This window comes from Streptomyces sp. NBC_01016, assembly GCF_026341035.1.
Classification (GTDB): domain Bacteria; phylum Actinomycetota; class Actinomycetes; order Streptomycetales; family Streptomycetaceae; genus Streptomyces.
Map to the genome: position 1 here is coordinate 592,515 of NZ_JAPEOQ010000002.1, position 21,272 is coordinate 613,786.

Below are 21,272 nucleotides of genomic sequence, written 5' to 3' on the forward strand. Positions count from 1 at the left end.
TGACGACGCCTTTACTGTACCCGGCGGGGTGGTTCCGGCCCCCCGGGCTCCGCCCCGGCCACCCGCGCCTCAAACGCCGGCGGGGCTGAAAAGATCGGGGCTCTGCCCCGGACCCCGCTGCTCAATCGCCGCAGGGGCTTGAAAGCCGGCGGTGGACATTTCTAGCCCCGCCGGCGATTGAGGCGCGGGGTCCGGGGCGGAGCCCCGAGGCCGTAACGCCGGTGCCGGTGGTCAGCGGACGTCGACCGGGCCGTCGTCGCTTCCGCGCGGAGCGCCCACGTAGGGCTCGACCGCCGAGCCGAACCCGTCCGTCCCGTCACCGGAGAGGTTCTTGCGGACCGAGTCCAGGATGGTGAGGCCCTGGCCGACCAGGCCCGCCGCGATCTCGCCCAGGCCGTCCGCCCCGTTCAGAACGTTGACGTTCGCCCCGGCGAGGCCCGCCGAGGCCTCCTTCACGATCTGCGGGAGCTGGTCGATGAGCATGCGGTCGAGGGCGACACGGTCGTACGACGCCGCCGCCTCCGCCTGGATCTTCATCCGCTCGGCCTCGGCGAGGGCCAGGACACGGATGCGCTCCGCGTCGGCCTGCGCCGGCTTGACGACCTCCGACACCAGCTGCTTCTCCCGCAACTCGGCCTGCCTCATGGCCAGTTCCGTCTGCGCCGCGAGGACCTCCTGCTGGGCGTGGGCGAGCGCGAGCGGGCCCGCCTGGTCGGCCTGCGCCTTCGCCCGGTCGACCTGCGCGTTGTACTCGGCCTGCACGACCGCGGTCTCCCGCGCGTACTCGGCCTGCTTACGGGCCGCCGCCTGCTCCGCCTCGGAGGACGCCTGCGTGGCCTGCGCCTGCGCGATCTGCGCCTGCCGCTGGATGGCGGCCTTGTGCGGGCGCGACATCGCCTCGATGTATCCGGTCTGGCCGTCGTCGATGGACTGGATCTGCAGCGAGTCGACGTGCAGGCCGATCTTCGCCATCTCGGCCTTCGACGTGTCGAGGACCTCCGTGGCGAGCTTCTGCCGCTCGGTCACGATCTCCTCGACCGTCATCGAGCCGATGATCGAGCGCAGATGACCGGCGAAGATGCGGCCGGTGAGGACCGACATCTGGTCCTGGTCGGAGAGAAAGCGCTGACCGGCGTTGACGATCGACTCGTGGTCGTTGCCGACCTTGAAGGCGATCACGGCGCGCACGGTCAGGGCGATGCCCTGCTTGGTCACACACTTCTCGACGACTTCCGCCTCGCTCATCGCGAGCGACAGGAAGCGGGTCTTGCGGAACACGGGGAGCACGAACTTCCCGTGCCCGGTGACGACGCGGAACGGCGCTCCCCCAAGTCCCCGCCTGCCGCCCGAGATCAGCATCGCCTCGTCGGGCGCGGGAACGCGATATCCGAACATGCCTGTACGTCTCCTTAGCGGGCGTCGCCCTCGCCGCCGGAGAGAAGAGGGTCGGACCAGGCCATGACCACGACCTGCCGGCATCCGCGGGACTCGATCACGAGCACGGTGGCGCCCCGCTCCAGGGGCTCGTCCGAGTACGCGAGAAAGGTCTCGGTCCCGCCCCTGACCTGCACCAACACCTCACCCGGACCACCGGCCCCACGTGTGCCGACAACCAGCTTCCCCGTTTGGCCGACCACTGCCTCGTCCGGCGTCATCGGCGGGCGCCCCCTTGTCGTTCCAGCTCTTGCGAGCCCTTGAGGCCAGAACATACGCCTGCGGGGGCGGGCCTTCCATCAGGGCACGGCAAAGATCCTCCCGGGGCGGGAACTTGTCCTAGTGCGGGCTTGCTTGGTACGTCACCGGGTCGCTGCCCGAGACCTGTTCCACCCGGCCCGCCTTCTGGAGACGGCGCAGATGTGCCTCCGCCTCCGACACCGCGATCGTCCGTGACCCGTAAGGGATTTGGGCCCACGGGCGGTTCCACTCCATGCGCTCGGCGAGCTGCCATGGAGTGAGGGGGGAGGAGAGGAGGGTGAGGAGGCCGGTCAGGCGGTCCTCGTGGTGGTCCAGCAACTCGGCCACGCGCGCCGGGGCGTCGGTGAACGTGTGCTGGTGTGCCGGGAGGACCTCCGCCGGGTCGAGCCGTCCCACTCGTTCGAGCGAGTCGAGGTAGTCGCCGAGCGGGTCGGTGACGGTGGCGTCGTCCGGGTCCTCGTACAGGCCGATGTGCGGGGTGATGCCGGGCAGTATGTGGTCGCCGGAGAAGAGGCGGCCGTTGCCCGCGCGGCCCGCGGGGTGTTCCTCTTCCAGGTGCAGGCATACGTGCCCCGGGGTGTGGCCCGGCGTCCAGATCGCGCGCAGCCTGCGGCCCGGCAGGTCGAGCAGGTCACCTGGGGTGATGGTGCGGTCCGGCAACGCGGGGGCGAAGCCCGGCAGTTGGCGCTGCTTGCCGGAGTCGCGGGCCGCGATCAGCGGGGCGATGTGCTCCTCGGGCGCACCGGCCGCGACCAACTTCCGCACCATGTACGCGTACCAGCGCGCCGGCTTGTTCTCCCGGGTGCGACGGACCACCGCCACGTCCGCCTCGTGCATCGCGATCCAGGCGCCGGAGGCCTCACGCATCTTCTCCGACAGGCCGTGGTGGTCCGGGTGGTGATGGGTGATCAGGATGCCGGTCAGTTCCTCGACGCTGGTTCCGCAGGCGGTCAGGCCGGTGGTCAGTGCGTCCCAGGACGTCGGGTCGTCCCAGCCGGTGTCGATCAGGACCGGGCCCGCGTCGGTGTCGACCAGGTAGACGAGGGTGAAGCCGAGCGGGTTGTCGGGGATCGGTACGCGGATGCTGTGCACGCCCCCGCTGTGGTCGGTCACCTGCGTCGCCTCGTCCATCGGTCGCCTTCCGCCGCTCCAGCCGTACTGCCGCCCCTACGAACTGCCGCCACTGTACGGGAACTTGTAGAACTCGTTTCAATGGTCGCCCGGGCGAACCGTATGCGCGAGGGGGTCCGGTCGGGTGTCCGTGTGCGGTGCACCACCCTTCCGGATCGCAACTAGAACTGGTATCAGTTCTGAAACACCGTCAGAAATGTCGTGCGTGAGGATGCCAGCCATGACCGAGCTCGCGCGGTTCGTGTCGGGAGCTGGAATCGGACGTGAGGCATCGTCGACTGTCGTGACGTGAGGATGTCAGCCATGACCGAGCTCTTGGAATACGGACAGCTTTTCATCGGCGGGGAGTTGACCGACCCGCTCGGCAAGGACGTCATCGAGGTGGTCTCGCCGCACACCGGCGAGGTCTTCGGCCGGGTGCCGCATGCCGCGCCGGCCGATGTCGACCGCGCCGTGGCCGTCGCCCGCCGCGCCTTCGAGGACGGCCCCTGGCCGCGGATGAGTCTCGACGAGCGCATCGAGATCATCACGAAGATCAAGGACGCGTTCGCGGTCCGGCACGAGGAGATCGCCCGCGTCATCAGCAGCGAGAACGGCACCCCCTACACCTCGGGCGTCATGGTGCAGGCGCTCGCCGCGATGATGGTCTGGGACTCCGCGATCAACGTCGCCCGCAACTTCACGTACGAGGAGACGCGCGACGGCGCCCTCGGCAAGCTCCTCGTGCGGCGCGAGCCCGTCGGCGTCGTCGCGGCCATCGTCCCGTGGAACGTCCCGCAGTTCACCGCCGCCGCGAAGCTCGCGCCCGCGCTGCTCGCCGGCAACCCGGTGATCCTCAAGACCTCGCCGGAGACGCCGCTCGACGCGTATCTGCTCGCCGAGATAGCCACGGAGGCCGGGCTCCCGGAGGGCGTGCTCTCCATCCTCCCCGCCGACCGCGAGGTCAGCGAGTACCTGGTCGGGCACCCCGGCGTCGACAAGGTCTCCTTCACCGGGTCCGTCGCCGCGGGCAAGCGCGTCATGGAGGTCGCCTCGCGCAACCTCACCCGCGTCACCCTCGAACTCGGCGGCAAGTCCGCGGCCGTCATCCTGGAGGACGCCGACGCGGGCGCCGCCGTTTCCGGGATCGTCCCGTTCGCCTGGATGATCAACGGCCAGGCCTGTGTGGCGCAGACCCGGATCCTCGTCCCGCGCTCGCGCTACGACGAGTTCGCCGACGCGTTCTCCACGGCGGCGTCGGCGTTGAAGATCGGCGACCCGCTCGACCCGGCCACCGAACTCGGCCCGCTCGTGGCCCAGCGCCAGCAGCAGCGCTCCCTCGACTACATCCGCATCGGCCAGCAGGAGGGCGCCAAGATTCTCACCGGCGGCGGGGTCCCTAAGGGCTTCGAGCAGGGCTGGTACGTCGAGCCGACCCTCTTCGGTGACGTCGACAACTCGATGCGGATCGCCCGCGAGGAGATCTTCGGCCCGGTCATCTGCCTGCTCCCGTACGGGGACGAGGCCGAGGCCATCAAGATCGCCAACGACTCCGACTACGGCCTCAGCGGCAGCGTGTGGACCGCCGACACCGCGCACGGCGTCGACATCGCGCGGCAGGTCCGTACGGGCACGTACAGCGTGAACACGTTCAGCCTCGACATGCTCGGGCCGTTCGGCGGCTACAAGAACTCGGGCCTGGGGCGGGAGTTCGGGCCCGAGGGGTACGGGGAGTACTTCGAGCACAAGATGATCCACCTGCCCGCGGGCTACGAGCCGGAGGCGAGCTGAACATGGGTGACCGGTGGCATGTGGAGGTCGACCGGAGCGTGTGCATCGGGTCTGCGATGTGTGTGAACACCGCGCCGGACGGGTTCCGCCTCGACAGCGCGCGGCAGTCGCACCCGGTCGACCCGGAGTCCGACGCCAACGAGAAGATCCTCGCGGCGGCGGAGGGCTGCCCCGTCGAGGCGATCACGCTGGCGCTGGCGGATACGGGGGAGGTCGTCTTTCCGCCGGAGGATTGAATCGCGGCCTGGGCCGTGGTTGCGCCCACGGGGCTCCGCCCCGGACCCCGCTGCTCAATCGCCGCAGGGGCTTGATTTGTCGATCAACCGGCACACCATCTCGATGTCGATTTTGACCTGGGCGATGGAGGCGCGGCCGGAGAGCCACGTGATCAGCGCGGAGTGCCACGTGTGCTCGATGACCCGCACCGCGGACAACTGCTCCGGGGTCGGGTCGTCGAGCTCCATCGCGTCAAGAATGATCGCCGTGGTCTGCCGCGACACCTGGTCCACCGCAGGGCTCACGCTCCGGTCCGCGAAGGTCAGCGCCCGCACCATCGCATCCGCGAGATGCGGCTCCCGCTGCAACGCACGGAAGGCCCGCATGAGCGTCTCGGCCACCCGCTCCGCGGGGGAGTCGCCGGACGGCGGCCGCTTACGGACCGTCGTGTGCATGTGCTGGAGCTGGTCCTGCATCGTGGCGACCAGGAGGTGCACCTTGCTCGGGAAGTAGCGGTACAGCGTGCCGAGCGCGACCTGGGACGATTCGGCGACCTCCCGCATCTGCACCGCGTCGAAGCCACCGCGCGCCGCGAGCTGGGCGCTCGCGTGCAGGATGCGACGGCGCCTGGCCTCCTGACGCTCAGTGAGCGCGGGGCTCGTGCGGGTGGTGGTTCTCGCGTCCGGAGCTGTCATCAGAAAGCTTTCCGTGTCCCGTGGCGCCAGCCGTGGCGTGAATCACCTGATCCACCTCTTACGGCCCGGCTACCAGCCGGTAGATTCGATGCTCTTGAACGATCAAGTCTGAAACTTGTTCTAGATTAGCGTCCCCACGTAGTGTCCACGGGCAAGCAGGAAGAAGGGTGGCCTGGAGTGACCGCGGAGTCGTTGCGTATCGCTCTCCTCACGTACAAAGGCAACCCGTTCTGCGGTGGTCAGGGCGTATACGTCCGGCACCTCTCGCGGGAGCTGGTCCGGCTCGGGCACCGTGTGGAGGTCATCGGCTCCCAGCCGTACCCCGTGCTCGACGAGGGCGAGGACCTCGCGGGTCTCTCGCTGACCGAGCTGCCGAGCCTCGATCTGTACCGCAGCCCCGACCCCTTTCGTACACCCAAGCTCGCCGAGTACCGCGACTGGGTCGACGCTCTTGAAGTCGGAACCATGTGGACCGGCGGTTTCCCCGAGCCGCTGACGTTCTCGTTGCGCGCCCGCCGTCATCTACGGGCGAGACGCGGCGAGTTCGACGTCGTGCACGACAACCAGACGCTCGGGTACGGGCTGTTGGGGGACATCGGCGGCCCGCTCGTCACCACCATCCACCACCCGATCACCGTGGACCGGCAGCTGGAGCTGGACGCCGCCGAGAACTGGCAGCAGCGGATGTCCAAGCGCCGCTGGTACGCGTTCACGCGCATGCAGAAGCGCGTCGCCCGCCGGCTGCCGTCCGTGGTCACCGTCTCCGGCACGTCCCGCGACGAGATCGTCGAGCACCTGGGTGTGCGCCCCGGGCGGATCGACGTCGTGCACATCGGCGCCGACACCGACCTGTTCTCGCCGAATCCGGCCGTGGCGGAGGTGCCGGGCCGGATCGTGACGACCTCCAGCGCCGACGTGCCGCTCAAGGGCCTCGTCTTCCTCGTCGAAGCGCTCGCCAAGGTGCGGGCCGAGCAGCCGGACGCCCATCTGGTCGTGGTCGGCAAGCGGCCCGAGGAGGGCCCTGTCGCGGGGGCCATCGCGCGGTACGGGCTCGAAGGCGCCGTCGAGTTCGTCAAGGGCATCAGCGACCAGGAGCTCGTCGACCTCGTGCGCTCGGCGCAGGTCGCCTGCGTGCCCTCCCTCTACGAGGGTTTCTCGCTGCCCGCCGCCGAGGCCATGGCCACCGGCACCCCGCTCGTCGCCACCACCGGCGGCGCGATCCCCGAGGTCGCAGGCCGCGACGGCGAGACCTGCCTCGCCGTGCCGACCGCCGACCCGGGCGCGCTCGCCGAGTCCCTCGCCCGGCTGCTCGGCGACCGTGAACTGCGCGCCCGGCTCGGCGCGGCAGGCCGCGCCCGCGTCCTGGAACGCTTCACGTGGGCGCGCGCCGCGCAGGGCACCGCAGAGCTCTACCGCGAGGCGATGGAGACCGCTCCCCGGTCGACTCGCCCCATGCGCAACGAAGTTGTCACCGAAACCCCCCAGGAAAGCAGGGCCACGTGCTGACCGTCGACTTCACCCGTTTCCCGCTCGCCGCGGGCGACCGCGTCCTCGATCTCGGGTGCGGGGCCGGACGGCACGCGTTCGAGTGCTACCGGCGCGGGGCGCAGGTCGTCGCCCTCGATCAGAACAAGGACGAGATCGCCGAGGTCGCCAAGTGGTTCGCCGCGATGAAGGAGGCGGGCGAGGCCCCCGCGGGCGCCACCGCGACCGCCATGGAGGGTGACGCGCTCCAACTCCCCTTCCCCGACGAGTCGTTCGACGTCGTCATCATCAGTGAGGTGATGGAGCACATCCCCGACGACAAGGGGGTGCTCGCCGAGATGGTGCGCGTGCTGAAGCCGGGCGGCCGGATCGCGGTCACCGTGCCGCGCTACGGCCCCGAGAAGGTCTGCTGGGCGCTCTCCGACGAGTACCACGAGGTCGAGGGCGGCCACATCCGCATCTACAAGGCCGACGAGCTGCTCGGCCGGATGCGCGAGGCGGGCCTCAAGCCGTACGGCACGCACCACGCGCACGCGCTGCACGCGCCGTACTGGTGGCTCAAGTGCGCCTTCGGCGTCGACAACGACAAGGCGCTGCCGGTGAAGGCGTACCACAAGCTCCTGGTCTGGGACATCATGAAGAAGCCGGCGCTCACCCGGGTCGCCGAGGGGCTCCTCAACCCCGTCGTCGGCAAGAGCTTCGTCGCGTACGCCACGAAGCCGCACCTGCCGAAGGCCGACGGGGCCGCTGAGTGAGCAGCCCTGAGCGGACCGAACTCCTCGTACTCCCCGGCGTGCTGACGGCGGATCAGGCCGCGCAGACCGTCGCCGGGATACTCGCCGTGCAGCGCGCGGACGGGGCCATCCCGTGGTTCCGCGGGCACCACCTCGACCCGTGGGACCACACCGAGGCCGCCATGGCGCTCGACGTGGCCGGCGAGCACGAGGCCGCAGGGCGCGCCTACGAGTGGCTGGCCAGGCACCAGGGTGAGGACGGCTCCTGGTTCGCCGCCTACCGCGACGGCGACCCGGACGACGTGACGGACCACGGGCGCGAGTCCAACTTCGTCGCGTACATCGCCGTGGGCGTCTGGCACCACTATCTCTCCACCGGCGACGACGCCTTCCTCGACCGCATGTGGCCGGCCGTGTGCGCGGCGACGGAGTTCGTGCTCCGCCTCCAGCAGCCCGGTGGCCAGATCGGCTGGAAGCGCGAGCCGGACGGCACGCCCGTCAACGACGCGCTCCTCACCGGCAGTTCGTCCGTCCATCACGCCCTGCGCTGTGCGCTCGCCATCGCCGAACAGCGCGAAGAGCCGCAGCCCGACTGGGAGTTGGCGCTCGGCGCGCTCGGGCACGCCATCCGCAGCCACCCCGAGCGGTTCCTCGACAAGGGCCGCTACTCGATGGACTGGTACTACCCGGTCCTCGGCGGCGCCGTGCGCGGAGCCGAGGCGAAGGCCCGCATCCAGGCCGACTGGGACACGTTCGTCGTGCCCCGCCTCGGAGTGCGCTGCGTGGTCCCCAACCCGTGGGTGACCGGCGGCGAGAGCGCCGAACTCGCCCTCGCGCTCTGGGCGATGGGCGAGTCCGACTGGGCGCTCGAGATCCTCCAGGACATCCAGCACCTGCGCGACCCGAAGACCGGCCTGTACTGGACGGGCTACGTCTTCGACGACAAGGCCATCTGGCCGGAGGAGCTGACCACGTGGACCGCGGGCTCCGTCCTGCTCGCGGTCGCGGCCCTCGGCGGGGACGAGGCCACGTGCTCCGTGTTCGGCGGCGACCTCCTGCCGACCGGCGTCGAGCCGGACTGCTGCCCGGCCGACAGGGACTAGTACCTGTGCAGCCGGTTGGCGATCGCGTGGCCGATGAAGAGGTAGACGACGGCCGCGAGGCCGTAGCCGGCGACGACGCGGGCCCAGTCCGCGTCGAACGTGAAGAGGTCATGGGACCAGCCGGCCAGCCACGCGGACGCGTCGTGGACGATCTGGACCAGGTCGTTGCCGCGGTTCGCGTCCAGTAGGTACATCAGGATCCACAGGCCCAGGATCACGGCCAGTGCATCGGCGACGATCGCCACGGTCCGGGCGGCCTCGTTGGTCCCTCGGTAATGCCGATTCGCAGACATGTTCTTCCGGGTTGCCGCGTCGACCCCGATCAAACCCGTACGGGCTTCCTCAAGTGGCACACGCGCAGCGGCCGGGTGACGCTGCCGCGAGTGCCACTTCAGCCACGGAGGTAGTCGGTGGTAACCCGTTCCCCTCTTCCCCTGCGACGTCTGCTCACGGCCCTGATGCTGTGCGGCGCGCTGCTCGCCGGCGCGACCGCGTGCGGCTCCGACAGCGACTCGGCGTCCGCGACCAAGGCGTCGTCGAGCGCCACCACGAAGGCCGAGAAGCAGAAGTTCGCCAAGACCAGGTTCGCGGCGAACGCGGGGCTCGCGGCGGGTGCCACGTATCAGTGGATCGTGAAGCCGTACCGCGCGGGCAAGTTCAAGGCCGGTGCGGACGGCCGCAGGTTCGCGCTCGTCAAGGCGGGCCTCGCGGGCGCGTTCACGTACAACCGGCTGAAGGCCGCCTCGAAGAACGCCGAGGGCGACCCGACGCTCTCGAAGGCGGTCGGGCCGCTGTCGGCCGGAATCGCGTCGCTGAAGGGTCTGTCGACCAAGCTGCGCAAGGGCGAGGGCCTCGGCGACGTGACCTCCTCCTTCAACGAGGTCATCAGCGGCGTCAAGGACGCGGGCAAGGATGCGGGCGCCGAAGTGACGAACAAGGTCCCGTCGGCCTCGCAACTCACGAAGGGCTCCTAGCGCCCTTCGTGGCCTACGAGTTCAGCTCGGCCAGTACGCGCAGCGTGTGCGGGTCCGGGGACAGGAGCAGCAGGTCCGTCACCGGGCCCTTGCGCCACAACTCCAGCCGCTCCGCGATCCGTTCACGCGGTCCGACGAGCGAGATCTCGTCGGCGAACGCGTCCGGCACGGCGAGCACCGCTTCCTCCCTGCGCCCCTCGGCGAACAGGTCCTGGATGTGCCGGGCTTCGGCCTCGTACCCCATGCGCGCCATGAGATCGGCGTGGAAGTTGCGGGTCGCGTGCCCCATGCCGCCGATGTAGAAGCCGAGCATCGCCTTCACCGGGAGCAGCCCCTCGGCGACGTCGTCACAGACCTTCGCGCGGGCCATGGGCGCGATGGTGAAGTCTTCGGGCAGGTCGGTGAGCGACGCCTCGTACACGTCCGTCCGCTTCGGCGACCAGTACAGAGGCAGCCAGCCGTCCGCGATCCGCGTGGTCTGCGCGATGTTCTTCGGCCCCTCCGCGCCGAGCAGGATCGGCAGATCGGGGCGCAGGGGGTGCGTGATCGGCTTGAGGGCCTTGCCGAGCCCGGTCCCGTCCTCGCCCCGGTACGGATGCGAGTGGAACCGCCCGTCGACCTCGACCGGTCCCTCGCGCCGCAGCACCTGCCGCACGACGTCCACGTACTCGCGGGTGGCCGTCAGCGGGGAGCGGGGGAACGGGCGCCCGTACCAGCCCTCCACGACCTGCGGCCCGGAGAGCCCCATGCCCAGCATCATCCGGCCACCCGACAGATGGTCCAGGGTGAGCGCGTGCATCGCGGTCGTGGTGGGGGAGCGGGCGGCCATCTGCGCGATCGCCGTGCCGAGCCTGATCCGCGAGGTGTGCGCGGCGAACCAGGTGAGCGGGGTGAACGCGTCACTGCCCCAGGACTCCGCCGTCCACACCGATTCGTAGCCCAACTCCTCCGCGTCGCGCACGAGTTGAAGATGATCGGGGTTCGGTCCGCGCCCCCAGTAGCCGAGTGCGATTCCGAGCCGCATGTGCACCCCCATGTCCGAGGCCGTATCTGATGCCCCATCAGTTCAGGCTTTCGGTGCGCGACTGTACGCGAAAGGCCCCCCACCCGGAAGACGGGCGAGGGGCCTCACATGCCATGGACCGGGGTCAGCCGCGCTGGATCCCCGAGGTGTCCTGGAGCACGCCGCGGCGGCCGTCCTGGGTCTGGGCGACGAGGCCGGGGCCCCGCTGCTCGACCGCCAAGTACCAGGTACCGGGCGCCAGTTCCGCGATCTGCGCCTGCGAGCCGTCCTCCGCGAAGAGCGGGCGCGGCACCGGCACGGCGAACCAGAACGGCGAGAAGTCCGCGGCCTGCGGCTGCGCGGCGGCCTGCGGCGCCGGGGCGCCGCCCTGCTGCTGCGGCTGGCCGCCGTACGGCTGCTGCTGGCCGGGACCCGGCTGCTGCGCGCCGTAGGGCTGGTGCTGGCCGGGGCCGCCGGGCTGCTGCTGGGCGCCCGGGTAGCCGTAGCCCTGCTGCGGCTGACCGCCGTACGGCTGCGGCTGCTGCGGGCGCGGGGCGCCGAGGAGGGCGCCCTTGAGGGCCGGGACCAGCGGCGTCGCGATCGCGGCGGCGGCCATGATCAGCGTGGCGACGAGGCTGAGGATGAGGCCGATGCCGGCGGTCGGACCGTCGGACGCGCCGCTGCCCATGTTGTCGATGCCGCCGGCCGGGTCGAAGACGTTGCCGAGCGCCGCCCACGCCGCCAGCACCGTGGCCGCGAGGCCGAACTGGCCGAGGTCGATCCCCGCGACCTTGCGGGGCTGCGCCGTACCGCGGCTGAGCACGATGAGCACGGCACCGATGACGCCCGCGAGCACCACGCTCATGAGAAGCGGGCCGCTCTCCCAGGAATTCGGGAACTCGACGCTGTCGGGCGCCCCGTCGTACGAGTAGATATCGAGGAACGAGGCGATCAACAGCAATACCGCTGCTCCGATCACCACGCCGTCGCCTCGAGTGAGGGAGCGGATATTCACTTCAAGTCCTTCGTCAGTCGTCCGGTCATCGGTGGAGGCGGCGCATAGCGCAGGGGTGGCCCCACATCGTACGGAGGACACTATCGCCCGGGTCCGGGGAGTGTCTGCCGAGATCCATAGGGTGACAGTTACCCGCCGAGGAAACTCATGATTCCCTCAGAGATGCCCTGCGCCGCCTTCTGCCGCCACGCGTCCGAGGTCAGTCGCTCGACGTCCTGCGAGTCCCGCATGTTGCCACACTCGATGAAGACCTTCGGAACCTTGGAGAGGTTGAGTCCTCCCAGGTCACTGCGGGTGTCGAGGCCCGTGCCGCCACCGACGTAGTTCGACGGGGCCTGGCCCGTGGCCTTCACGTAGCGGCCCGCGATCCGCTCGCCGAGGTCGCGCGAGGGCTTCACGATCGGGGTGGTGTCGGCGGCTCCCGCGCGCACGGATGCGGGAAGGATCACATGGAAGCCGCGGTTGCCCTCGCCCGAGCCGTCCGCGTGGACGGAGACGACGGCGTCGGCCTTCGCGGTGTTGCCGATCCTGGCGCGCTCGTCGACGCAGGGGCCCCAGGCGCGATTCCCGTTCTGGGTCAATTGGACGGTCGCGCCCTGCCGTTCAAGGACCGTCCGCATGCGCTTCGCCACGTCCAGCGTGAACCGGGCCTCGGTGTAGCCCGCGTTCGTCGACGTACCGGTGGTGTCGCACTCCTTGGAGCCGTTGCCCACGTTCACCGACCGGTTGATCTCGGTCGTGTGCTGGAAGTTGCCCGGATTGTGGCCGGGGTCGATGACGACGAGCTTGCCCCTGAGGGGGCCGGAGCCGCCGGCGGGCTTGGCGGGCGCCTTGGACGCCTTCGACTTCGACGGCGAGGCGGACCGCTTCTCGGACTTCGACGGCGCTGGACTCGCCGAGGCCTTCCCGCCCTGCGAGCCCTGGGAGTCCTGCGAGTTCTGCGAGTTCTGCGAGGGCGAGACGGTCGAGGACTGGCCGGGCGCGGGCAGCACCTTCGGCGGCTCGCTCTCACCCGGCCCGCTCACGACCTGCCACACCAGCCACGCCGCGAGCGCCGTCGGCACCAGCGCGGCAAAGGCGACGAGCACGGGACGCCCGCTGAAGCGGCGGCGTGGCGATCCGCCACTGCCGTCCCACCCATCGGGATCGAAGCCATCGGGTTCCGGACCTACATACGACACGTTGCTGACCTTAACCGTGGGCTCAGATCCCTGCGCCACTTCGACGCAGGACGCGCAGAGAGTCGCACTCAGAGACCTCGGTGAACGCCCCGGACGCGAGTGCCCGCTGGTACACGCGGTACGGCGCCTGCCCCGTCCACTCGTCGTGCTTCACGGGGAAGACGTCGTGGATGACGAGGTAGCCGCCGTCGGCGACGTGCGGGGCCCAGCCCTCGTAGTCCGCGGTGGCGTGCTCGTCGGTGTGCCCGCCGTCGATGAAGACGAGCCCGAGCGGCCCGCCCCAGGCCTTCGCCACCTGCGGCGACTTCCCGACGAGCGCGACCACGTGGTCCTCCAGGCCCGCCGCGTGCAGCGTGCGCCGGAACGTGGGGAGGGTGTCCATGAGCCCCACCGCCGGGTCCACGGTCTCCGGGTCGTGGAAGTCCCAGCCCGGCTGCTGCTCCTCGCTGCCGCGGTGGTGGTCGACGGTGAGCGCGCTCACCCCGGCCGCGCGTGCGGCGTCGGCGAGCAGGATGGTCGACCGCCCGCAGTACGTCCCGACCTCAAGGAGCGGCAGCCCGAGCGCCCCGGCCTCGACGGCGGCGCCGTACAGCGCGAGTCCCTCACCGCGCGGCATGAATCCCTTGGCGCTCTCGAAGGCGGCGAGGATCTCCGGGGAGGGGGTGTGGCTGTGGCTTGTGATGCTCATGCTGATCACTTTGCCCTACGCGGGCGGGGCCGAGGCCGGAGGGGGGAGGGAACTGTGACGCGTAACCACGACCAAATCGTGGCCACACGTCACAGTCCCCCGCGTGCGGCCCTCAGCACGCCTGCCAGAGCCGCACCATCACCCGCACCCCGAACCGCAGCCCCTCCAACGGCACCCGCTCGTCCACCCCGTGGAACAGACGCCCGTAATCCAGGTCGGCCGGCAGCTTCAGGCCCTTGAAGCCGAAGCAGCGGATGCCGAGGTGGGTGAAGGCCTTGGCGTCGGTGCCGCCCGGGTTGCAGTACGGGACGGGGTGGCCGTCCGGGTCCTCGGCGCGGACGGCGTCGCACATGGCGTCGACGAGGGGGCCGTCGAAGGTCGTCTCCATCGCGATGTCGTGGTTGACCCACTCGCGGGAGACGGAGGGGAGGAGCAACGCGTCGATGGCGTCGAGGAGTTGCTGCTCGTGGCCGGGGAGGAAGCGGGCGTCGACGCGGGCCGTCGCCTTTCCGGGGATCACGTTGGTCTGGTAACCGGCCGTGAACATGGTGGGGTTCGCGGAGTTGCGGAGCACCACCTGCATGAAGTCCGCTACGTGGCCGAGCTTCGCGAGTTCCGTGTCCAGGTCCTCGGCCTCGAAGTCGATCTCCACGCCCTGGAGGTCGGCGGCCTCCTGGAGCAGGGCGCGTACGGGTTCGATGAGGTGGATGGGGAAGGTGTGGCGGCCGATGCGGGTGAGGGACTCGGAGAGGTCCGTGACCGCGTTCTCGGCGTTGGGCGATGAACCGTGGCCGGCACGGCCGTTCGCCGTCAGTTCCATCCAGGCCATGCCGCGCTGGGCGTTCTCGATCGGGTAGAGGCGGCGGGTGTCGTCGAGGGCGTACGAGAATCCGCCGCCCTCGCCGATGGCCTCCGTCACGCCCTCGAAGAGGTCGGGGCGGTGTTCGACCAGCCAGTGCGCGCCGAACTTGCCGCCCGCCTCCTCGTCGGCGAGGAACGCGAGGACCAGGTCGCGGGACGGCTTCGTACCCGTACGCGCGAAGTGGCGGGCGGTGGCCAGCATGACGGCCACCGTGTCCTTCATGTCGATCGCGCCGCGGCCCCAGAGGTAGCCGTCGCGGATCTCGCCGGAGAAGGGCGGGACCTGCCATTCGGTGGCGTCGGCGGGGACGACGTCGAGGTGGCCGTGGACGAGGAGGGCGCCGCGGGTGCGGTCGGTGCCCTCGATGCGGGCGATGACGCTGGAGCGGCCCGGCGCGCTCTCCACGAACTCGGACTCGATGCCGACCTCGGTGAGCTTGTCCTCGACCCAGCGGGCGCAGGCCCGCTCGTCGCTGGTCGGGTTGGACGTGTCGAAGCGGATCAACTCGGCGCAGAGTTCGACTACTTCGCGCTGGGCGTCCTCGGAGGCGAGGACGGCGGAGGTGGCGGGGGTGGTCATGCCGCTCCTACGGGGGTGTGTTCGGCCGCGGCGGGGGGCGTTTCCTCGTCGTCGGTCAGGGTCGTGGTTCCGTACGTCCTGATCCAGCCGAGCAGCCCGAGCACGGTGTAGAGGACGAACGCGGTGGCCAGGGAGTTCAGGGCCGGGATGCCGCCGTCGTAGAACTTGCCGACGCAGAAGGCCGCGGCCCAGATGACCAGGGACGCGGGGACCCAGGTGGGGGAGGTGGCGGGGAGGGTGCCGGCCTCGCGGGTCTCGTCGAGCGGCTTGCGCATCGTGCGGACGACCCAGTACTCGGCGACGACGATGCCGCCGATGGGCGGGATGGCCACGCCGAGGACCGAGAGGAATTCGGTGAAGTGGGTCATGATGCCCACTGCGGAGAGGGCCGTTCCCGCTACGCCGAGGGCGATGGTGACCGCGCCGCGGTGCAGGCGCTTCTTGAAGACGACCTGGAAGAAGTTGACGACGCCGAGCGAGGAGCCGTACAGGTTCCAGTCGTTGATCTTCGCGGTCGACATCAGGACGACGAGGACGCCGAAGACGCCGGACGTGGAGAGCACGATCTGCGAGACCTGGTCGCTCTTGACCATGTGGCCGAGGAGCACGCCGGTCAGGCCGACGATGTACTCGGAGAGGATCATCGAGGACGCCGACTGGAGAAAGACGTGCGCGCCCTTCTTGTTGTAGCGGGTCATCTCCGGGGAGACGATCGCGCCGGTCATGTAGCCGCCCGCGATGGCGGTCGCGGCGACCGAGAGCGGGATGGCCTGGCCGGGCGGCGGGGAGCTGATGAGGTCGCCGATGGAGTGGTCGGAGAGTGCGTCGACGACGGACCAGGCGACCATGGCGAAGAAGAGGGGCGTGACGATCTTCGCCATGACCGCCATGTAGCGGAAGCCGAAGATCACCAGGACGGTGATGGCGAGGCCCGCGACGATGCACCATAGCCACGACGGGCCGCCGACCAGTGACGAGACGCTGTCGCCGAAGATCGTGTTCTGGACGCCGAACCAGCCGACGAGGCTGACGGCGATGACGAAGCTGACCAGCGCCGAACCGTTGCGGCCGAAGCCGACCCAGCGGGTCAGGAGCGGCGTCGCGAGGCCCTCGCGCATGCCCGCCATGCCGATCAGGAAGATGACGACTTCGAGGATGACCGCGCCGAGCGTGAAGGCGAGGAAGGCGTCCCCGAAGGTCATGCCGACGCCGATCGTGGCGCCCAGGGTGAACTGCGAGATGGAGCCGGACTGGGCGAGCCACTGCAACAGCATCGTCCAGAAGCCGAGCCGCTTGTCCTTCGGGACTCTGGACAGCGCGTAGTCGTCGCTGCCCACGCTCTTCTTGGTGGTGGCCATGGCGTCACGACTCCGTAGGTGCGTTGCCGAGGGTCTGCAGGTGGGTGAGCGGGCCGTAGCGGCTCACGAGGGCGTCGAACTCCGCGGCGTCGTGGAAGTCGATGCGCCCGCCCCCGTACGCCTTCGCGGCCTCGACGGCGAACCGGGCCGCGGCCGCGATGTCGGTCTCGTGGCTGGCACCGGTCTGGCAGCCGGGGACCGCCGAGGCCGAGGTGACCGCGAGGCCGACGACCGGGGCGGCGGTCGCCGTGGCCGGCTGAAGGATCGAGTTGATGTGGTGGACGCCGTTACCGTATGGCGTTATGTCCTGCGTTGTCACTGGATAAGTGACCAACGGCTCACCCGTGACGACGGCGAGCAGCTCGCCCAGCTCCTCGCTCACCCGCAGCACCCACCCCTCCTTGACGGTGGGGGACAGGGCGAGGCCCTTGTGGTTGATGATGCGGTTGCCCTTGGTGGTGTCGATGGAGAGCACGGCCTCCATGTCGGCGGTCACCTCGTGGCGGTTCATCGTGGCGATGTCGACGGGCGAGTCCATGAAGGGGACCGGGTCGTGCGGCGCGGTCGGTGCGTCCGGGCAGATGTGGGTGGCGATGACCACATCCCCGTCGAGTACGTCGCCGCGGCGGCGCATGTCGAGGAGCTTCGCGGCGGTGGAGAGCGCGGCGGCGGCGCCGTCCGCGTCGGAGACCAGGCCCGTCATCTCGGGCCGGGCACCGACCCCGCCGAGACGGCCGACGACGCCGAGCGTGCGGGCGTCGCCGCCGCTGGTGCGGCCCTTGGCGCCCGGGATGCGGACGAGGACGAAGTCGGTGGACCCGCGCTCGCCTTCGACGGTGGTGATCTCGGCGCCCGAGCCCTCCGGGCCCGCGACCGAGTCGAGATACGCGACGGCGCGCTTGCCGTCGGCGTCGGGGTCGTCCAGCAGATCGACGACATCGAGGACGTACTTCAGCATGCGGAGTCCCTCTCACTGCTCACTGCGGCGCGCTCACCGCGCTGCGCCCGGTCGCGATTTCCACCGGTACTGACAGCAGATTCCGGATCGGATAGCGTTGTCCGCAAGCATTTCCCGTTATTTGCAATACAGGTCTGGATGGTGAGATGGCGTGCCGGAGATCCCGCTCGACCGGAAGACCCCGGCCGGCGCCCTGCAGACCGTCGACCGGGCCCTCCTCGTGCTGCTCGCGTTCGAGCGGACACGGCCCGACTGGGGCGTGACGGAGGTCGCCGCCGAGTTCGGCTGGGACACGTCGGTCGCGCAGCGGCTGCTCTCGACGCTGGCCGGGCGCGGCTTTCTGGTCTCGGACCCGGTGACGCGGCGCTACCGGATCGGGCCCGCGGTGCTGCGGCTCGGCCGGCTCTGGGAGCGCTCGGGCTCGCTGGAGCTGCTGGCGGGGCCGGTGTTGGAGGAACTGCGGGCGGCGACCGGCGACACGGTCCTGTTCTGCCTGCCCGACAGCTTCCACATGCGGTGCGTCGCGGCGGTCGAGGGGGAGTCGGGGCCGCTGCGCTACTACCCGCTGGTCGGCGAGCTGTACCCGGCGCACGCGGGCGCGACGAGCAAGTCGTACTACGCGTTCCTGCCCGACGACCAGCGCCACCGGCTGTTCCGCGGCCGCCCCATGGCCCGCTTCACGGAGCGCACGGTGACCGACGCGGACGAGCTGGAGCGGGAGTTCCTCCAGGTCAGGGCCCGGGGCTACGCGTGGACGGTCGGCGAGTACGACGCCGGGATCGGCACGGTCGCCGTGCCCGTCTTCCTCGGCCGCGAACCGTACGGGAGCCTCAGCCTCGGCGGCGCGAAGGAGAGCTTCCCGGACGGGCCGGAGGACCGCCTCGACGCACTGCGCAAGGCGGCGCACCTCCTTGAGCGCAGGCTCACGCATCCGCCCCAGCGCACGCGCCGCGGTCGGCCTGCCACCAACTGACCTTTATGCACAGCCTGTTGATTACGCCATGCACAGCTTGTTGATTACGTTGATCGGAGCGACCCCGTCGTGAACCTTCTGCTGCTCTCCAATTCCACCCAGCACGGCCGGGGTTACCTGGAGCACGCGCTCGACACCGTGACCGGCTTCCTGCCGCCGAACGCCCGCCTCGCGTTCGTGCCGTACGCGCTCGCCGACCACGACGCGTACACGGCGAAGGTGCGGGGCGCGCTCGAGGGCGCGGGGATCTCCGTCCACGGCGTCCACGAGGGCGGCGACCCGCTCGCCCAACTGGCGGCGGCAGACGCGGTGTTCATCGGTGGCGGCAACTCGTTCCGGCTGCTGAGCGCGCTGTACCGCACCGGGCTGCGGGACGCGGTGACGAAGGCGGTCCGGGGCGGCCTGCCGTACATGGGTGCCAGCGCCGGCACCAACATGGCCGCGCCCACCCTCCGTACGACCAACGACATGCCGATCGTGCAGCCCCCGTCCTTCGAGACGCTGGGCCTGGTCCCGTTCCAGGTCAACCCGCACTACCTGGACCCGGACCCGTCCTCCACTCACAAGGGCGAGACCCGCGAGCAGCGCCTCACCGAGTTCCTTGAGGAGAACGACGTACCGGTGCTCGGGCTGCGGGAGGGCTCGTGGCTGCGGGTCGCGGGTGCGCGTGCGTCCGTTGAGGGTGCGTATGCGGCGCGGCTGTTCCGGCGGGGGGCCGCTCCGGAGGAGCTGGCGGTGGGGTCGGATGTGTCCGAACTGCTGGGTGTGGAGGCGAAGTTCGACGTGGGGAGCTGAGGCCGCTACGAGATTTCGGCGGCAAAAACGCAGGAGGCGCGGCACGCTGTAGCGTGCCGCGCCTCCTGCGTACAGGGCCTCCCGCAGCCCGACTACCGCCTACCGGACCGTCTCGGCGAGTGCCTCCAGTGCCAGCTCCACCCGCACCGGGCGGTTCTCGCCGTGGTGGGTGACGGCCGAGGCGCGCGGGGCGTGGCCGGAGGCCGTGGTCGCGAGGACGTAGGAGCCGCCCGTCGGGACGTCGAGGGCGAACTCGCCCTCCGTGTCCGTGAGGGCCGAGCCCGCCTGGCGGCCGCGGCGGTCGATCAGGGTGACCTTGGCGCGCGGCACCGGCAGGCCCGCCGGGTCGAGGACGCGGCCGTGGAACTGGGCGGCGAGGGCCTCCTCCACGCGTTCGAGGATCGTGTCCTCCTCGCTGCTGGCGCGCAGCTGGACCGTCGGCTTGCTGCGGCCCGGCAGGCCGAAGGCGAGCAGCACGCCGACCGCGACCGCGCCCGTGGCGATGAGGAAGGAGATCCGGAAGCCGTGCATCGTCGGGACGGCGACGCCGCCGACGTTGTTCGCCGTGTTGGCCAGGACCATGCCGATGACCGCGGAGGACACCGACGTACCGATGGAGCGCATCAGGGTGTTGAGGCCGTTGGCCGCGCCCGTCTCGGACGCGTCCACCGCGCCGATGATCAGCGCGGGGAGGGAGGAGTAGGCGAGGCCGATGCCCGCGCCGACCAGGACCGCGATGATGATGGTCTGCCAGGGGGCGCTCATCAGGCCGATGCCCGCGCCGTAGCCGATCGCGATGATCAGCAGGCCGAGGAGCAGGGTGACCTTCGGGCCGAACGCGGCGGACAGGCGCGCGTAGATGGGCGCCATCAGCATCATCGTCAGGCCGAGCGGTGCCACGCACAGGCCCGCGACGACCATCGACTGGCCGAGGCCGTAGCCCGTCTCCTTCGGGAGCTGGAGCAGCTGGGGCAGGACGAGCGAGATCGCGTAGAAGGCGACGCCGACCATGATCGACGCGAGGTTCGTGAGCAGGACCTCGCGGCGGGCCGTCGTACGCAGGTCGACCAGCGGGGCCTTCAGGCGCAGCTCCATCGCGCCCCAAGCGAGGAGGACGACGAGCGCCGCGGCGAACAGGCCGATCGTCGTGCCCGAGCTCCAGCCCCAGTCACTGCCCTTGGTGATGGGCAGGAGGAAGAGGATGAGGCCGACGGTGAGGCCGATGGCCCCCGCGACGTCGAAGGTGCCCTGTGCGCGCAGCGGGCTCTCGGGGACGAAGAAGACGGTGAGCACCATGGCCACGACGCCGAGGCCCGCCGCGCCGAAGAACAGCGCGTGCCAGTCGGCGTGCTGGGCGACGAGCGCGGCCGCCGGGAGGGCGAGTCCGCCGCCGACGCCGATGGAGGAGGACATCAGGGCCATCGCCGAGCCGAGCTTCTCGCGCGGCAGCATGTCGCGCATCAGGCCGATGCCGAGCGGGATGGCGCCCATCGCGAAGCCCTGGAGCGCGCGGCCCACGATCATGACGAGCAGGTTGTCCGTGAAGCCACAGACCAGGGAACCCAACACCATGATGGCGAGGCTGGTGAGCAGCATCCGGCGCTTGCCGGCCAGGTCGCCGAGGCGGCCCATGATGGGCGTCGAAACGGCGCCCGCGAGGAGGGTCGAGGTCATGACCCAGGTCGCGTTGGAGGGGGCGGTGCTCAGCAGCTCGGGCAGGTCCTTGATCACCGGCACGAGCAGCGTCTGCATGACCGCCACGGTGATGCCGGCGAAGGCGAGGACGGGGACGACGCCGCCTGACGGGCGGGCTTGAGTCGTCGGCTGGGACATGAAGGAAGGCCTCCGGAAGGCGGTCTGGGTCCACATACTGGGACGTGTCGCTGAGGGCGGCGAACGCGCGCCGCCGGGCTCGGGGCGCGCGTTGTGCGATCGGTGTGCGGTCGTGGTGCGGGCAGGTTGTGTGTATGTCGAACCGGTCTGCTGGGGCGACTATTCCGACGGTCGTCGTACGAGCGGAATCCTTTACCTCTTCATTACGTCGCCGTTCGGTGAAC

Annotated in this window: 21 protein-coding genes; 8 read left to right on the top strand and 13 right to left on the bottom strand. The window is 70.4% G+C overall.

Annotated features, from left to right (window positions below):
• Window positions 1–231: 231 nt before the first annotated feature.
• From OG746_RS29400 to OG746_RS29410, 3 genes are all read right to left on the bottom strand, one after another.
• A complete protein-coding gene (locus OG746_RS29400; RefSeq protein WP_266720137.1) occupies window positions 232–1,395 on the bottom strand; it encodes a flotillin family protein in 1,164 nt (387 codons plus the stop codon).
• Window positions 1,396–1,409: 14 nt separating this feature from the next.
• Window positions 1,410–1,655 (bottom strand): NfeD C-terminal domain-containing protein, encoded by a 246-nt coding sequence (locus OG746_RS29405; RefSeq protein ID WP_266720139.1) that lies wholly within the window; start codon window positions 1,653–1,655, stop codon window positions 1,410–1,412.
• A 118-nt stretch (window positions 1,656–1,773) separates the two neighbouring features.
• A complete protein-coding gene (locus OG746_RS29410) occupies window positions 1,774–2,826 on the bottom strand; it encodes a Strvi_7410 family MBL fold metallo-hydrolase (protein ID WP_266720141.1) in 1,053 nt (350 codons plus the stop codon).
• 303 nt (window positions 2,827–3,129) lie between these two features.
• Between OG746_RS29410 and OG746_RS29415 the strand changes: the two genes are divergently transcribed.
• Both OG746_RS29415 and OG746_RS29420 read left to right on the top strand, forming a co-directional pair.
• Entirely contained in the window at window positions 3,130–4,596 is a 1,467-nt protein-coding gene (locus OG746_RS29415) for an aldehyde dehydrogenase (protein ID WP_266720143.1), read from the top strand.
• 2 nt (window positions 4,597–4,598) lie between these two features.
• The gene (locus tag OG746_RS29420; RefSeq protein ID WP_266720145.1) at window positions 4,599–4,832 is read left to right on the top strand and encodes a ferredoxin; all 234 of its coding nucleotides are present in this window, start codon (window positions 4,599–4,601) and stop codon (window positions 4,830–4,832) included.
• Between the two features lie 54 nt (window positions 4,833–4,886).
• On the opposite strand, the gene OG746_RS29425 is transcribed toward OG746_RS29420, so the two are convergent.
• A complete protein-coding gene (locus OG746_RS29425; protein ID WP_266720147.1) occupies window positions 4,887–5,507 on the bottom strand; it encodes a TetR family transcriptional regulator in 621 nt (206 codons plus the stop codon).
• 177 nt (window positions 5,508–5,684) lie between these two features.
• On the opposite strand from OG746_RS29425, the gene OG746_RS29430 reads away from it, so the two are divergent.
• The 3 genes from OG746_RS29430 to OG746_RS29440 are packed head-to-tail and all read left to right on the top strand — an operon-like array spanning window position 5,685 to window position 8,829.
• Window positions 5,685–7,013 (top strand): glycosyltransferase family 4 protein, encoded by a 1,329-nt coding sequence (locus tag OG746_RS29430; protein ID WP_266720149.1) that lies wholly within the window; start codon window positions 5,685–5,687, stop codon window positions 7,011–7,013.
• Window positions 7,007–7,747 carry a class I SAM-dependent methyltransferase gene (locus OG746_RS29435; RefSeq protein ID WP_266720151.1) on the top strand — a complete coding sequence of 247 codons (741 nt, stop codon included), beginning with the start codon at window positions 7,007–7,009 and terminating at the stop codon, window positions 7,745–7,747. Before OG746_RS29430 ends, OG746_RS29435 begins: the two co-directional genes overlap by 7 nt.
• Window positions 7,744–8,829, top strand: a complete 1,086-nt coding sequence (locus OG746_RS29440; RefSeq protein ID WP_266720153.1) for a prenyltransferase/squalene oxidase repeat-containing protein — start codon at window positions 7,744–7,746, stop codon at window positions 8,827–8,829. The genes OG746_RS29435 and OG746_RS29440 overlap by 4 nt, the downstream gene beginning before the upstream one ends.
• Here OG746_RS29440 and OG746_RS29445 read toward each other — a convergent pair.
• The gene (locus OG746_RS29445) at window positions 8,826–9,122 is read right to left on the bottom strand and encodes a hypothetical protein (RefSeq protein ID WP_266720155.1); all 297 of its coding nucleotides are present in this window, start codon (window positions 9,120–9,122) and stop codon (window positions 8,826–8,828) included. The two genes, OG746_RS29440 and OG746_RS29445, sit on opposite strands and share 4 nt — an antisense overlap.
• A 165-nt stretch (window positions 9,123–9,287) precedes the next feature.
• Between OG746_RS29445 and OG746_RS29450 the strand changes: the two genes are divergently transcribed.
• Complete coding sequence (locus OG746_RS29450; RefSeq protein WP_266725510.1) at window positions 9,288–9,803, top strand: hypothetical protein; 516 nt, start codon at window positions 9,288–9,290, stop codon at window positions 9,801–9,803.
• A gap of 13 nt (window positions 9,804–9,816) precedes the next feature.
• Here the strand turns inward: OG746_RS29450 and OG746_RS29455 are convergent, their stop codons facing one another.
• The 7 genes from OG746_RS29455 to OG746_RS29485 form a co-directional block, all read right to left on the bottom strand.
• On the bottom strand, window positions 9,817–10,827 hold the full coding sequence (locus tag OG746_RS29455; RefSeq protein ID WP_266720157.1) for an LLM class F420-dependent oxidoreductase: 1,011 nt from the start codon (window positions 10,825–10,827) through the stop codon (window positions 9,817–9,819).
• A gap of 124 nt (window positions 10,828–10,951) precedes the next feature.
• Window positions 10,952–11,821, bottom strand: a complete 870-nt coding sequence (locus OG746_RS29460; protein WP_266720159.1) for a hypothetical protein — start codon at window positions 11,819–11,821, stop codon at window positions 10,952–10,954.
• A 128-nt stretch (window positions 11,822–11,949) separates the two neighbouring features.
• Entirely contained in the window at window positions 11,950–13,002 is a 1,053-nt protein-coding gene (locus OG746_RS29465) for an N-acetylmuramoyl-L-alanine amidase (RefSeq protein ID WP_524540490.1), read from the bottom strand.
• Between the two features lie 22 nt (window positions 13,003–13,024).
• A complete protein-coding gene (locus OG746_RS29470; protein WP_266720161.1) occupies window positions 13,025–13,690 on the bottom strand; it encodes a class I SAM-dependent methyltransferase in 666 nt (221 codons plus the stop codon).
• A 112-nt stretch (window positions 13,691–13,802) separates the two neighbouring features.
• The gene (locus tag OG746_RS29475) at window positions 13,803–15,131 is read right to left on the bottom strand and encodes a M20/M25/M40 family metallo-hydrolase (protein ID WP_266720163.1); all 1,329 of its coding nucleotides are present in this window, start codon (window positions 15,129–15,131) and stop codon (window positions 13,803–13,805) included.
• Window positions 15,128–16,489 (bottom strand): cytosine permease, encoded by a 1,362-nt coding sequence (locus tag OG746_RS29480; protein ID WP_266720165.1) that lies wholly within the window; start codon window positions 16,487–16,489, stop codon window positions 15,128–15,130. The genes OG746_RS29475 and OG746_RS29480 overlap by 4 nt, the downstream gene beginning before the upstream one ends.
• 4 nt (window positions 16,490–16,493) lie before the next feature.
• On the bottom strand, window positions 16,494–17,447 hold the full coding sequence (locus OG746_RS29485; protein ID WP_266720167.1) for a DUF1177 domain-containing protein: 954 nt from the start codon (window positions 17,445–17,447) through the stop codon (window positions 16,494–16,496).
• A 151-nt stretch (window positions 17,448–17,598) separates the two neighbouring features.
• Between OG746_RS29485 and OG746_RS29490 the strand changes: the two genes are divergently transcribed.
• Together OG746_RS29490 and pepE are read left to right on the top strand one after the other, a co-directional pair.
• Window positions 17,599–18,420: an IclR family transcriptional regulator gene (locus OG746_RS29490; RefSeq protein ID WP_266720169.1), complete on the top strand. Its 822-nt coding sequence runs from the start codon at window positions 17,599–17,601 to the stop codon at window positions 18,418–18,420.
• 69 nt (window positions 18,421–18,489) lie between these two features.
• Window positions 18,490–19,215: a dipeptidase PepE gene (gene pepE / locus OG746_RS29495; protein WP_266720171.1), complete on the top strand. Its 726-nt coding sequence runs from the start codon at window positions 18,490–18,492 to the stop codon at window positions 19,213–19,215.
• 99 nt (window positions 19,216–19,314) lie between these two features.
• Here the strand turns inward: pepE and OG746_RS29500 are convergent, their stop codons facing one another.
• Window positions 19,315–21,048, bottom strand: a complete 1,734-nt coding sequence (locus tag OG746_RS29500; protein WP_266720173.1) for an MFS transporter — start codon at window positions 21,046–21,048, stop codon at window positions 19,315–19,317.
• Window positions 21,049–21,272: the final 224 nt, after the last annotated feature.